Genomic DNA, 13,908 nt, shown 5'->3' with positions numbered 1-13,908 from the left:
TTTTTCAGACACGGCCCTGTGCGGGCCGTGTCGTCAGGCATCAGCGCAGCACCTGCTCCACCAGCTGCACGTCCACGGTCTGCAGCGGCTCGGCGGCATTGCGCGCCAGCTGCACCTGGTAGGTGCCACCGTCGATCTTCCACTGGCGCGCCTGTGCATCGTAGTGGGCCAGGGTCTTCGGCTCGGCTTCGATGCGGATGCGGCGCTGTTCGCCCGGCTGCAGGTTCACCTTGTCGTAGCCGATCAGGCGGATCGGCGTGGTGCTGCCTGCCGGCAGCTTCAGGTACAGCTGGGCCACATCGGCGCCGGCGCGCTTGCCGGTATTGCGGATATCGACGCTGGCGACCAGGCGCGAGCCTTCCACGCTCACCTTCAGGTTGTCATAGGCGAACGAGGTGTAGGACAGGCCATGACCAAAGGCGAAGGTCGGGGTCAGGCCCTTGACCGCCATCCACTTGTAGCCGACGTTGGCGCCTTCGATATCGAAATCGAACACATCACCGAACGGCTTGGCCGGCTTGAAGCCGAGGCCATCGATATGCGGGCGCGGCAGCTGCGATTCGTCCGTCACCCAGGTCACCGGCAGGCGGCCCGACGGATTGACCTGACCGGTCAGCAGCGCGGCGATGCCTTCGCCGCCGCGGATGCCCGGGTACCAGGCCTGCAGCATCGCTGGCACCTGCCCCAGCCAAGGGGTGCGCACCGGGCCGTTGGTTTCCAGCACCAGCACGGTCTTCGGGTTTGCCGCGGCCACCGCCGAGATCAGTGCGTCCTGGTTGTCCGGCAGCTGCATGTCCGGCAGGTCCACCGATTCGGCGGCCCACTGCGTGGCAAACACAATGGCCACATCGGCCTGCGCGGCGGCCCTGGCCGCAGCGGCGGCATTGGTCCCGTCCACATACTCGATGGTTGCGTCAGGGCGCGCCGCACGCAGCGATTCCAGCGGCGAGGACGGGTGGAAGATCACCGGGCCCGGCCAGGTGGTCGGCAGTACGCCCGGCACCGCGTTGGTGCCCTTGGCGGTCACGCCCACCATCGACGAACCACCGCCACCGATCACGCCCTTGTCGGCGTGGCCACCGATGATGACAATGCGCTTCACGCTGTCGGCCAGCGGCAGCAGGTTGCCTTCATTGCGCAGCAGCACGCTGCCCTCTTCCACCGTGCGCTGGGCCACGGCGAAGCCGGCCTCGGCATCCACCTTCTGGTGCTGCGGCGGGTTGTCGAAGTTGCCGTGCAGGAACATCGTGCGCAGGATGCGCGTGACCATGTCATTCAGGCGCGCCTGCGGCACCACGCCGCCATGCACGGCCAGACGCAGCGGTTCGTCGAAGAACACCGCTGCGTCGAACACTTCACCGGCCGACTGCTGGTCCAGGCCGGCCAGCGCCGCCTTCGAACCGCTGTGCACGCCGCCCCAGTCGGACATCACGAAACCGGGGAACTTCCATTCCTGCTTCAGCACCTGGTTCATCAGGTAGCCGTTCTCGCAGCCGTAGGTGCCGTTGATCTTGTTGTACGAGCACATCGCCACGCCCGGGCGGCCGGCTTCCAGCGCGATCTCGAACGCCAGCAGGTCCGACTCGTGCATGGCCTGCTCGCCGATGCGCACGTCGTGGAAGTTGCGGCGGGTCTCCATGTCGTTCAGCGCGAAGTGCTTCATCGAGGAGATCACGTGCTGGCTCTGCACGCCCTGGATCAGCGCGCCGACCATCGAACCGGCCAGCAGCGGATCTTCACCGGCATATTCGAAGTTGCGGCCGTTGCGTGGATCGCGCTGCAGGTTGACGCTGCCCGACAGCAGGATGTTGAAGCGCTGCTGCCATGCCTCGCGGCCCATGGTCGCGCCACCGGCGAAAGCCACTTCGCGGTTCCAGCTGGACGCGGTGGATGGGCCCGATGGCATCGCCGTGGCGAAATCACCCGGGCGGATGCCGCCCGGATTGGTCACGCCGACACCGGCATCGGCCGACTGCTGCGACGGAATGCCCAGCCGCGCCACGCCCGGCACGAAACCGGCCGAACCGACCGCGCCTTCCGGCAGTGGGCCACCATCCTTGCCCAGCCCGAAGTAGCTGTGCAGCATCTGGAACTTCTCATCCTCGGTCATCGCCTTCAGCAGCAGCGCGGCGCGCGCATCGGCGTTGAGGGTGGTGTCCATCCACGGCCTGTCGCCATGCGTGTCGGCGGCATAGGCCAGTGTCAGCAGGGTGGCGCGCAAGGCGCTGCCTTCCACCTTGAACGGCGCGCTGCTGGCGGCCTGGAAACCATCGCTGAAATAGCTGGCATCGGCTTCCAGCGCCACACGCGCCGGATCGAAGCCGGCGGCCTTGGCCGATTCACCGGCCACCGCGCCGAGCAGCACCGCCGGTGCACCCAGCCGCGAACGGGTGACCAGCGCTGGCAGCTGCGCGGCACCTGCACCGGCATCGGTATAGACCGCCACGGTGTGGCGGCCATCGTCCAGGCGCAGGTAGTTCAGGCCCGGCTGGTCCGGGCCGGATTCAGCGGCGATCGGCAGCCGGGTCAGTACGGCCTGGCCGCGCTGGGTCTGGCCATCATCCCTGCCCGCGGCAATGAAGCGGTATTCGTAACCCAGTCCGTCGGCCAGCACCTGCAGCGGATCGACCTGGCCGATGCCGCGCTGCACCTGGCGCACGCTCACCGCGTCCACCTGCAGGGTCTTCAGCTGGGCGGCCAGGGCCGGCATCGCCTCGGCGGTCGGGGCCTGTTCCAGGGTCAGCACGGTGAACGCGGCAGGGTCGGCCCAGGCCGGAGCGGCCAGTGCAGCGGACAGGGCCAGGGACAGTACAAGCTGCTTTGTAAACGTTTTCATCGACGGGCGTAATTCCGTTGCCAAGGCAATCGGTCCAGGGAAAGTGCCGCCGAAGGGTGCAGCGTTCATGCCGCGCAGGGGTTGCCAGGCAACCTCCCGCAGGCCGAAGGACGGGCCGGTCTGCGCGCGGGACCCTCCTCCCGCCGTGACAACCTGCCTGCCCGGGCCGCGCAGGGCGACCCAATCCTGTGAAGATTGTGCGAGGGCGTTCACACCTGTCAACAGGACCTAAGTCACAGGGGCGATCCCAGCCTGCAGTTATCAGGCCATCACCGGCGGTCATCAGCGCGCCGTGCGAGGCTGCCGATAATGAAGGTCCCTGGCCACGAACCGAGCCCATGACCGTCCACCGCGACTTCGACCATCTCTGGCGCGACCGCTGCGATACCTCCAGCCAGCGCGCACCGCGCGTGCTGATCCGGGTGTTCGTGGCCCCCGGTGAGCTGGAACGCAGCGTGTCCTTCTACGAGCAGCTGCAGGGCGTGGTGGCCGATGCGGGCTTTCCGTTTCCGGAGGCCGGGCTGCGCCTGGCCATGGTCGGTGCGTTCCTGTTGATCGAGGGCAGCGAGGCGGCGCTGGCGCCGTTCACCTCGACCACGGGGACACTGCTGGTCGATGACGTTCGGCCTTATCACGACAAACTGGTTGCCGCCGGCGCCGAGATCATCTTCCCGTTGCAGGTGGTCCCGACCGGGGCGGCGTTCAATGCGGTGCATCCCGATGGCACGGTGGTCGAGTACGTGCATCACCGGCCGGATCCGCAGGGGCGCTGAGGGGGCGAACGGCCAGGCTGCGCCCGGCCCCCGCGGTAGTGCCGGCCGCTGGCCGGCAACCTCAGAAGCAACAGCCGAAGCAAAAGCGGGCTTCCTGTGGGATGGCGGGGTGGGTCCGGTTGCGGGGGACGCCGTGAATCCGTCCCTGGAGGCTCGGTCGCGCCATCCATGGCGCTCACGCCCCCGCAACCGGATCCACCCCGCCTTCGACAATCCGTCGCAATCTGCAGTAGATCCACGCCATGCGTGGATGCTCTTCGATCAATCGTCGAATTACTCGATTTCGATGGAGATTCATCCACGCATGGTGTGGATCTACAATCCCGTCATGCCCTCCCCCGCCCTGCCCTGGAATGGCACGCTGCTGCTGGATGCTCACGTGGCCGTGTTGCAGGGGCGTGCCGGTGACAGCGATGTACACGCGCACTATGCCCATCAGCTGCTGTTGAGCGAAGCCACTCCCTGGCACGTCGAGATCGACGGTGTGCGCCAGCAGGGCCAACGGCTGTGGGTGCCGTCGTTCCGGCCGCACGCGATCCTGTCTGCACCGGACGCGGGCTGCACGGTGTTCCTTGAGCCGGCGCATGCCGACCTCGAACAGATCCAGCAGCATCTGTACGCGTTGCCCGGCACTGCGGCCGGGCTGCACCGCTGGCTGCCACGGCTGAGCCGCGCGCAGCCACTGGACCGGCGGGTAGAGGCGGCGCTGGCCCGCATCAGCCACTACCTGCCTGGCCCGGTGCCGGCTGCCGACATCGCCGGAGCCGCGCACCTGTCGACCAGCCAGCTGCACCGGCGTTTCCAGTCCGACCTGGCGGTGACCCTGCGCGGCTGGGTGCTGTGGCAGCGTTTGCGTACTGCGCTCGCGCACCACCTGCAGGGGCACAGTCTGACCGCCAGCGCGCATGCCGCCGGCTTCGCCGACCTGGCCCATCTCTCGCGCAGCCTGCGCCGCATGTTCGGCATCGGTGCCGCACAGCTGCAGGGCCTGCAGTTGCGCACGACCTGACACGGCCGATCACCCACGCCTGCGCAGGCCTTCGGGCAGCTCCGGCACCTCGCCATGCGGCAGTTCACGAAACGGCGCCAGCAGCTGCCCCGCGTAATCGCGTGGATAGTCAGGTTGGCTGCCGATGCCGAGGTCGCGTTGCTGCAGTCGATAGCCCGGCGCATCGAAGGCGGTCCCCAGCAGGTGATCCCAGACGGTCAGGAACAGGCCGAAGTTGACGTCACCGGCGGTGCCGTAACGTATGTGATGGAAGCGATGCAGCGGCGCCCAGGCCATCACCCGGCCCAGCACGCCGGGACGCATGTCTACGTTGGAGTGCTGCAGCAGCAGCTGGATGGCAATGGCGAAGGCCAGCACCGCCGCCACCGGCATCGGCAGGCCCAACAGCAGCAGCGGCAGCACGCCGCCCACCGCTTCGGCGGCCTGGTGCAGTGGGTGTTTCATCAGCCCGTTGAAGCCATACATGCGGGTCACGCTGTGATGCACGGCATGCAGGCGCCATAGCCAGCCGATGCGATGGCTGGCGTAGTGCACCAGGGTGATGCCGAGATCGGCAGCGATGATCGCCACCAGTAGCTGCAGTGCGAACGGCCACTGCAGCGGCCACAACTGCCACGGAATGATCGCCGCCAGCAGCGGCACCGCCGCGATCGACAACAGGTTCAGGCCTTCGTTGACCAGCGCGTGCAGGGCGTCACGCACACGGTCGCCGTGGTCACGGTTGAACGCAGGGTCATACGGCCAAGCGCGCTCGGCGACGAACGAAACCGCAATGGCGATCGCCAGCAGGGTCAGCAGCCACAACGGATCGCCATGGCAGTGGCCCACCCAGACGACGGCAGTGGCGACGAATCCAAGCAGGAACAGCGGGGCATACAGGCGGAGCATCCAGTGCTTCATGGGCAACCCGGGAAGTGAGGGGCCTGCATGCTGGCGTGGCGTGTGGGTTGCTGGCTTGAACAAACGGCGCAACCCTGCGGGCACCACGCTTCCCACATCCACGCATGGCGTGGATCTACAATGACGCTCTCATCGCGCCCGGGACCGGCATGGACTCCTTCAACCTGATGCGCGCCTTCCGCCGCATCGTCGAACGCGGCGGGCTCGCTCGTGCCGCCGAAGACCTGGGCATGTCGCCGGCCGGCCTGAGCAAGCAGTTGCGCACGCTGGAAACGCATCTGGGCGTGGTGCTGCTGCAGCGGACCACGCGGCGCATGAGCCTGACCGAAACCGGCCACGCCTATTACCGCGAATGCTGCCGCCTGCTCGACGAGCTGGAAGCGCTGGAACGCGGCATCGCCGAACAGCGCGGCGAGGTGGCCGGGCGCCTGCGCGTGAACGCGCCGCAGTCATTCGCACTGAGCACGCTGTCGCCGCTGCTGCCGCGCTTCCTGCAGCAGCATCCACAGTTGTCGCTGGACCTGGTGATGGAAGATCGCCTGCTCGATGCAGTCGGTGAGGGTTTCGATGTGTCGCTGCGGCTGCGTGCCGAGCTGGATGATTCACGCTTGGTGGCACGCCGGCTGGCCTCGCTGCAGCAGGTGCTGTGCGCGGCGCCCTCCTACCTGCGGCAGCATCCGGCACCGCAGGCAGTAGGGGATCTGCAGGCCCATAGCGTGCTGGCCTACAGCCTGTCCGACTCACCGGGCAGTTGGCCGCTGCTCGGCCCGGATGGCCAGGTGACGATCACCCTTCCGGCACGCGTGACCGTCAACAACAGCCTGCTGCTGCGTGACCTGCTGGTGGCGGGCATGGGCATCGGCGCCCTGCCCTCGTTCCTGGCGGCACCAGCGCTGGCCCGTGGCGAACTGCAGCAGGTGCTGCCCGACCATCGCTATCCGCCGCGCTTCGTGCATGCGGTCTACCCCACCTCGCGCCACCTGCAGCCCAAGGTGCGTGCCTTCATCGACTTCCTGCACGCCGAGCTGCCCGGCTGCGCCGGCCTGGATTCGTAACTGCCAGCGAAAACTGAGCTGTCCGCAGCGTGCTGTTTCGGCCACGCCGCGCTGCCTACTCTGCCGCCTCTCCTCTCACCGATGGCAGGCAGATGTCTCCCGTTCCTTCCCCCGCCACCGCAGCGCCGGTGGTCGATTTCTTCCACGACGTGGTCTGCGGCTGGTGCTTCGTGCTGGCCCCGCGCCTGCAGCAGGTCTCCGCCGAACTCGGCATCCAGGTGCGCCACCGCAGCTTCGTGCTGCAGGACTCGCGCGCGCAGATGGTCGAGGTGTTCGGCTCGATGGCGCGCGCCAAGGCGATCATCCTGCGCCACTGGACCGACTGCGCCGCGCATGAAGACATCGCGCGCATCGATATCGAAGGCATGCGCGCACAGGACTTCGAGTATCCGTCCGGCTGGCTCGGCGCACTGGCCTGCCAGACCGCAGGGCTGATCGGTGGCAATGATGCCCATGGCGCGATGTTCGACGCGGTGCAATGGGCGCACCTGCACCAGCACCGCAACATCGGCGATGCCGAAGTGCTGCTGGATATTGCCGAATCGCTGGGCCATCCACGTGGCGCCTTCGCTGACCACATGCGCAGCGACGCGGTGCACCAGCGCGTGCAGGCCGATCGCGCCGAAGCTGCCGCGCTCGGCATCCGCTCCATCCCCACCGTGATCGGCGGCAACGGCCTGCGCCTGCAGACCCTGCCGCTCCCACACCTGCGCCAGGCCCTGGCGCCCCTGGTCGCGGCCTGAGCCGCCCCCTCCCCCACCCTGCAAGGAGATTTCCCCATGACCCCACGTACCCTTTCCACCGCGCTGGCCCTGCTGCTGGCCGCCACCGCCGCGTCCACCACCGTGTCCGCGCACGAACGCGTTCCCTCCGGCCAGCAGGTCGGCACCAGCCCGTGGGGGCCGAAGGACGAGATCGGCCGCCTCAACCTGATCACCGAAGCCTCGCGTGCGGCGATCCTGTCGCGGGTCAGCGGCGGCAAGGCCTATGACCTGGCCACCGACTACTACGTCGGCATGCCCAGCTGGCAGGATGCCGGCGACCCGCACTACCAGTTCTGGATGACCCACACCCCGCGCGGCACAGTGATGGACGATCCGATGGGCGTGGGCGAGGCCATGAACCTCACCCGCAGCTACACCGGCACCGCGTTCTCGATGTACAGCCACACCGGCACCCACATCGATGCGCTGAACCACTTCGGCATCCACGGGAAGATCTGGAACGGCTTCGAGGCCGACAAGCACCTCGGCGACCGCGGCTGGAATGTCACCGGCATCGAGAAATTCCCGCCGCTGATCGCGCGTGGCGTGCTGATCGACGTGGCCGGCGCCAAGGGCGTGGACATGCTGCCGGACAGCTACCGCGTCACCCGCCAGGACCTGAAGGATGCGCTGGCACGCCAGAAGGTGAAACTGCAGCAGGGTGACGTGGTGCTGATCCGCACCGGCCGCATGCGCCTGTTCGAGCAGCCCAGGGCCTACATGGCCAACCCGCCGGGCATGGGCCTGGACGCGGCACGCTTCCTGGTCGAGGACGGCGGCGCGATGATCGTCGGCGCCGACAACCTCAGCTTCGAGACCTTCCCTTCGGAGGTGTCCGACGACTACGTGCCGCTGCACACCTACCTGCTGGCTCAGCAGGGTGCGCCGATCATCGAGCTGGTGGCGCTGGACGAACTGGCCCGCGACAAGGTCTACGAATTCGCCTTCATCGGCGGCCCGCTGAAGATCCGCGGTGGCGATGCCGCGCCGCTGCGCCCGGTGGCGCTGCCGGTGCGCCCGTAACCAGGGGCATCCCCGGGTAGCAACGGGCCATGCCGGGTGGGTGCCGACCTTGGTCGGCACCGCGCTTTACCGCTATCCACGCATGGCGTGGATCTACCAGGCTGCGGCATGGATTTGCCGTGGCTCTCCAGTAGATCCACGCCATGCGTGGATGCTTTCCCCCTTCAGCAACCTGAAACCGGACCCTCCGATTTCATTAGTAATTCTACTTACAACGCGAGTAGCATGTCTGGTCTCAGCCCCTGATACCGGCCCGTCGATACTCGCGCCATGCCTGCCGTTTCCGCCCGTTCCTGCCGCTTCCAGCCCACCCGGCGCCTCCCCTGGAGGGCTGACTGATGGGTGCCGTCGTCGCCCTCGACCGGCTGCTGGACGGGCGCCAGCTGTGGCGTGGCCCGGCCCGCCAGGGCCCCGCCAGCGACCATCTGGCCAGCGGCCATCCGGCACTGGATGCACGCCTGCCCGGCGGCGGCTGGCCGGCCAGCGGGCTGTGCGAGGTACTGCAGGCGGCGCCCGGCGTTGGCGAACTGGCGCTGGTCTGGCCGGCACTGGCCAGGCTGAGCCAGCGCGACCGCCCGATCGTGCTGGTCGCTCCGCCCTATCGCCCGCACGCTCCGGCCTGGGCAGCGGCCGGGCTGGAACTGGCCCAGCTGCAGGTCATCCAGGCCACGCCGAAGCAGGCACTGTGGGCCGCCGAACAGTGCCTGCGCTCTGCGGCCTGCGCGGCGGTACTGTGCTGGCCGCATCAAGCCGACGACCGCGCCCTGCGCCGCCTGCAGGTGGCCGCCGACAGCGGCCAGTGCCTGGGCTTCGTGTTCCGCGAGGCGCAGGCCGCGCGCAATCCCTCCCCGGCCAGCCTGCGCCTGCAGCTCGACCACGGCCAGGTGCGGGTGCTGAAGTGCCGTGGCGGCCTGCCGCCGGCACAACCGTTGCCGCTGGCCATCGCCCACTGAGGACGCGCCATGCACTGGGCCTGCCTGTTGTTGCCGCAGTTGGCGCTGGACAGCGTGCTGCGCCTGCAGCCCGACCCACAGCGGCCCTTGGTGCTGCTGCAGGGGCCGGCACAGCGACGCGTAGTGCGTGCAGTCAGCCCGTCAGCACGCGCCGCGGGGTTGCGCCCGGGCATGCTGCTGTCGGCTGCACAGGTACTGGTGCAGGACATGCACCTGCACGACTACGACCCCAATGCCGAACAGCACACCCGGCAGCTGCTGGCCAGCTGGGCCTATGCCTACAGCTCGCAGGTCAGCCTCGATTTTCCGCATGCGCTGGTGCTGGAAATCGGTGCCAGCCGCGCCCTGTTCGGTGACTGGCTGACGATCCAGCAGCGCCTGCGCAACGAACTGCACGAACTCGGCTTCCGCCACCGCCTGGTGGCCGCGCCTACCCCACATGCCGCGCGCGTGCTGGCCAACGTCCACGATGGCCTCGGCCTTGATGCGCAGCAGCTGCCGGCGGCGCTGGCGCAGCTGCCCCTGGCGCGCTGCGGCCTGCCCAGCGAGGCGGTGACGGTGCTTGGCCGTTCCGGCCTGCGCACGTTGGGCGCGGTGCTCAAGCTGCCGCGCGACAGCCTGGCCCGGCGCTTCGCCCCCGAGGTCCTGCAGCAGCTGGATGCATTGCGCGGGCTGCCCACCGCGCCATTGCGCTACTACCAGCCACCGGACCGTTTCGATGCGCGCATCGAATTCGAATACGAGATCGAATCCAGCCAGGCCCTGCTGTTCCCGCTGCGCCGCCTGCTGCTCGACCTGGCCGCGTTCCTGTGTTCGCGCGATGGCGGCGTGCAGCGCTTCGACCTGCATTTCGAGCATGACCTGTTGCCGGCCAGCGTGCTGACCATCGGCCTGTTGGCGCCCGAACGCGATCCCGCGTTGCTGTTCGAGATCGCGCGCAACCGCATGGAAGCGTTCGCCCTGCCGGCCGGCAGCCGCGCACTGCGCCTGCAGGCCGAACAGCTGCCGCCGTTCGTGCCCGCCGCGCGTGACCTGTTCGATACCCGTCCGGCGCAGGCGATGCCGTGGAACCAGCTGCGTGAGCGCCTGCGCGCGCGGCTCGGCGATGACGCCGTGCAGCCGCTGGCAGTGCAGGCCGACCATCGCCCCGAACGCGCCAGCGGCACCCAGCCAGCAGCCAGGCCACCGGCATACTGGCCACTGCGCCCCGGTTGGCTGCTGGACGCTCCACAGCCGCTGCGTGACCCGCGCCTGCGCATCATCGCCGGGCCGGAGCGGATCGAATCGGGCTGGTGGGACCAGGCTGACGCGCGCCGCGACTACTACGTGGTGGAAACCGCGCATGGCCAGCGCGGCTGGGCCTTCCGCGCGCGCAACGATCCGCATGCGCCGTGGATGCTGCACGGCTGGTTCGGCTGAGCCGCCATGCGCAGCGAACTGCCCGGCTACGCCGAACTGCACTGCCTGTCGGCCTTCAGTTTCCAGCGCGGTGCTTCGATCGCCGAAGAGTTGTTCGCGCGCGCCGCTGGCCAGGGCTACCGCGCGTTGGCGATCACCGACGAATGCTCGCTGGCCGGCATCGTGCGTGCCTGGCAAGCGGCGAAGGCGCATGGCGTGGCGCTGATCGTCGGTGCCGAATTCCAGGTCGAGGACGGGCCGAAGCTGGCCCTGCTGTGCACCGACCAGGCCGCCTATGCCGGGCTCTGCCAGTTGATCACGACCTGCCGGCGGCGGGCTGCCAAGGGCGAGTACCTCTGCCTGCGCGAGGACCTGCTCGGCCTGCCCAACGGCCTGCTCTGTCTATGGCTGGACCGGCAACCGGCCGCTACCGACCTGGAACTGCTGCGCACCGGCTTCAATGATCGGCTGTGGCTGGCGGTGGAACTGCACCGCGAACACGATGACGCACGCCGCCTGCAGCAGCTGCAGGCCTTCGGCGAACGCCACCGCCTGCCCCTGGTCGCCAGTGGCGACGTGCACATGCACGTGCGACGCCGCCGCGCCCTGCAGGATACGCTGACCGCGATCCGCCACCGCTGCAGCGTGGCCGAGGCCGGCTGGCGCCTGTTTCCCAATGGCGAGCGCCACCTGCGCCCGCGTACCGCGCTGGCCCAGCTGTATCCGCCCGAACTGCTGGCTGAAACCCTGCGCATCGCCGAGCGCTGCCACTTCACCCTGGAACAGCTGCAGTACACCTATCCGCGCGAGCTGGTGCCCGAAGGACACGATCCGGACAGCTGGCTGCGCGTGCTGGTCGAGCGCGGCATCCAGTGGCGCTGGAAAGGCGGCATCGAAGCGAAGCAACGCACGCAGATCGAGCACGAACTGGCGCTGATCAAGCAGAAGAACTACGCCTCCTACTTCCTCACCGTGCAGGACATCGTGCGCTTTGCGCGCAGCCAGGACATCCTCTGCCAGGGCCGTGGCTCAGCGGCCAACTCAGCGGTGTGCTTCGTGCTGGGCGTGACCGAGATCGACCCGGCACGCAGCAACCTGCTGTTCGAGCGCTTCATCTCCGCCGAGCGCGACGAACCACCGGATATCGACATCGACTTCGAGCACGAGCGGCGCGAGGAGGTGCTGCAGTACGTGTTCAAGCGCTACGGCCGCGAGCGCGCCGCACTGACCGCGGTGGCGATCAGCTACCGTGGCCGCAGCGCGATCCGCGACGTGGCCCGCGCGCTGGGCCTGCCGATGGACCAGGTCAACGAACTGGGCGCGGCGATGGACCACTGGGGCGGCAACATCCCGCTGCCGGAAACCCTGCGCGAGCGTGGCTTCGATCCGGACACGCCGTTGATGCGGCGCCTGCTGGCACTCACCGCAGAGCTGATCGATTTTCCGCGCCACCTGTCGCAGCACCCGGGCGGTTTCGTGATTTCCGAGCATCCACTGTCGACCCTGGTACCGGTGGAGAACGCGGCGATGGCCGACCGCACCGTCATCCAGTGGGACAAGGATGACCTGGATGCCACCGGCCTGATGAAGGTCGACTGCCTGGCATTGGGCATGCTCACGGCCATCCGCAAATGCCTGGCGATGCTGAAACAGCATGGCCTGCACAGCGGGCGCATGGATGCGATCCCCGACGAAGACACCCCCACCTACGACATGATCAGCGCCGCCGACACCATCGGCGTGTTCCAGATCGAGTCGCGCGCACAGATGGCGATGCTGCCGCGCATGCAGCCACGCAACTTCTACGATCTGGTGATCGAAGTGGCGATCGTGCGTCCCGGCCCGATCCAGGGTGACATGGTGCATCCCTACCTGGAGCGGCGCCGGATCCTGCGCGAACAAGGCCCGGACGCGTTGAACGACCCGGACAACCCGCTCTACCCACCGCAGCTGGAACGCGTGTTCGCGCGTACGCTGGGCGTGCCATTGTTCCAGGAGCAGGTGATGCAGCTGGCGGTGGATGCGGCCGGCTACACCCCGGGCGAGGCCGATGCCCTGCGCCGTTCGATGGCGGCCTGGAAGCGCCGCGGTGGGCTGGAACCACATCGCGAGAAACTGCTGGCCGGCATGCTGAGAAACAACTTCAGCCGCGAATACGGCGAGCACCTGTTCGAGCAGATCAAGGGATTCGGCGATTACGGTTTCCCGGAAAGTCATGCCGCCAGCTTCGCCCTGCTGACCTATGCCAGCTGCTGGCTGAAGTGCCATCATCCCGCCGCGTTCACTGCCAGCCTGATCAACAGCCAGCCGCTGGGTTTCTACAGCCCTGACCAGCTGCTGCAGGACGCGCGGCGGCATGGCATTACCGTTCTTCCCGTGGACGTACGCCACAGCGACTGGGACTGCACGCTGGACTTCAGCAGGGGGCCGGCGGCGATCCGTCTGGGCCTGCGTCTGATCGACGGCTGCAACGAAGATGCCGTGCAGGCCATCATGCGCGAGCGCGCGCGGCGCCCGTTCGACGACGTCGGCGACCTGTGCCAGCGCACCGCGCTGGACCGCCGCCAGCAGGGCCTGCTGGCCGATGCCGGCGCACTGCGCGGGCTCAGTGGCCATCGCCATCGTGCACGCTGGGATATCTCGGGCGTAGAGAACCGGCTGCCGCTGTTCGACCAGGCCCGTGCCACTGCCGAAGCCCGCGTGCCCCTGCCACTGCCCAGCGCCTGGGAGGACATGCAGGCCGACTACCGCAGCACCGGCACCACCCTCGGCCGCCACCCGATCTCGTTCCTGCGCGCGCAGCTGCGCAGCCGCGGCTGCCTGGATGCCGCGCAGCTGGCCGGGCACGGCCATGGCCGACGCGTGCGCATCGCCGGACTGGTGCGCATGCGCCAGCGCCCGCAGACCGCCAGTGGCGTTACCTTCCTCACCCTTGAAGACGAGACCGGGATGGTCAACGCCGTGGTCTGGCGCCACCTGGCCGACCGCCAGCACCGGGTGCTGGTCGACACCCAGCTGATGCAGATCGATGGCCGCCTGGAGCGCGTTGATGGCGTGCAGCATGTCATCGTGCAGCGCATGCACTGCCTGGATGAGCTGCTGCAGGGACTGCGCAGCCACAGCCGCGATTTCCACTGACGATACAGATCGTCACACAACGAACTGGCCTTTGCCCGCTGGCATCCGCTATCGTCGGC

Annotated in this window: 10 protein-coding genes; 8 read left to right on the top strand and 2 right to left on the bottom strand. The window is 68.3% G+C overall.

Annotated elements, in window-relative coordinates; genetic code table 11:
* Positions 1–40: 40 nt before the first annotated feature.
* The gene (locus tag ACM0O9_RS03945; RefSeq protein ID WP_081275781.1) at positions 41–2,836 is read right to left on the bottom strand and encodes a beta-glucosidase family protein; all 2,796 of its coding nucleotides are present in this window, start codon (positions 2,834–2,836) and stop codon (positions 41–43) included.
* A 338-nt stretch (positions 2,837–3,174) separates the two neighbouring features.
* Here ACM0O9_RS03945 and ACM0O9_RS03940 point away from each other — a divergent pair, with 338 nt between their 5' ends.
* Entirely contained in the window at positions 3,175–3,609 is a 435-nt protein-coding gene (locus ACM0O9_RS03940; RefSeq protein WP_005417059.1) for a VOC family protein, read from the top strand.
* A 304-nt stretch (positions 3,610–3,913) separates the two neighbouring features.
* A complete protein-coding gene (locus tag ACM0O9_RS03935) occupies positions 3,914–4,618 on the top strand; it encodes an AraC family transcriptional regulator (protein ID WP_005417060.1) in 705 nt (234 codons plus the stop codon).
* A 9-nt stretch (positions 4,619–4,627) separates the two neighbouring features.
* On the opposite strand, the gene ACM0O9_RS03930 is transcribed toward ACM0O9_RS03935, so the two are convergent.
* Complete coding sequence (locus tag ACM0O9_RS03930; protein WP_005417061.1) at positions 4,628–5,506, bottom strand: sterol desaturase family protein; 879 nt, start codon at positions 5,504–5,506, stop codon at positions 4,628–4,630.
* Between the two features lie 116 nt (positions 5,507–5,622).
* Between ACM0O9_RS03930 and ACM0O9_RS03925 the strand changes: the two genes are divergently transcribed.
* From ACM0O9_RS03925 to ACM0O9_RS03900, 6 genes are all read left to right on the top strand, one after another.
* Positions 5,623–6,573: a LysR family transcriptional regulator gene (locus ACM0O9_RS03925; protein ID WP_176556926.1), complete on the top strand. Its 951-nt coding sequence runs from the start codon at positions 5,623–5,625 to the stop codon at positions 6,571–6,573.
* Between the two features lie 92 nt (positions 6,574–6,665).
* Positions 6,666–7,316: a DsbA family oxidoreductase gene (locus ACM0O9_RS03920; protein ID WP_188247614.1), complete on the top strand. Its 651-nt coding sequence runs from the start codon at positions 6,666–6,668 to the stop codon at positions 7,314–7,316.
* Between the two features lie 36 nt (positions 7,317–7,352).
* Positions 7,353–8,360 (top strand): cyclase family protein, encoded by a 1,008-nt coding sequence (locus tag ACM0O9_RS03915; RefSeq protein ID WP_065196109.1) that lies wholly within the window; start codon positions 7,353–7,355, stop codon positions 8,358–8,360.
* 338 nt (positions 8,361–8,698) lie between these two features.
* Positions 8,699–9,313, top strand: coding sequence for a translesion DNA synthesis-associated protein ImuA (imuA, locus tag ACM0O9_RS03910; RefSeq protein WP_053499642.1), 615 nt, complete (start codon positions 8,699–8,701; stop codon positions 9,311–9,313).
* Between the two features lie 9 nt (positions 9,314–9,322).
* On the top strand, positions 9,323–10,732 hold the full coding sequence (locus tag ACM0O9_RS03905) for a Y-family DNA polymerase (protein WP_005417086.1): 1,410 nt from the start codon (positions 9,323–9,325) through the stop codon (positions 10,730–10,732).
* A 6-nt stretch (positions 10,733–10,738) separates the two neighbouring features.
* Positions 10,739–13,849 carry an error-prone DNA polymerase gene (locus tag ACM0O9_RS03900; RefSeq protein WP_171955499.1) on the top strand — a complete coding sequence of 1,037 codons (3,111 nt, stop codon included), beginning with the start codon at positions 10,739–10,741 and terminating at the stop codon, positions 13,847–13,849.
* Positions 13,850–13,908 lie beyond the last annotated feature (59 nt).

It is taken from the genome of Stenotrophomonas sp. FR012 (assembly GCF_047520565.2).
GTDB classification, from domain to species: domain Bacteria; phylum Pseudomonadota; class Gammaproteobacteria; order Xanthomonadales; family Xanthomonadaceae; genus Stenotrophomonas; species Stenotrophomonas sepilia.
The sequence above is the reverse complement of the archived record's forward strand: the minus strand, read 5'-3'. Positions and strand labels throughout refer to the sequence as shown.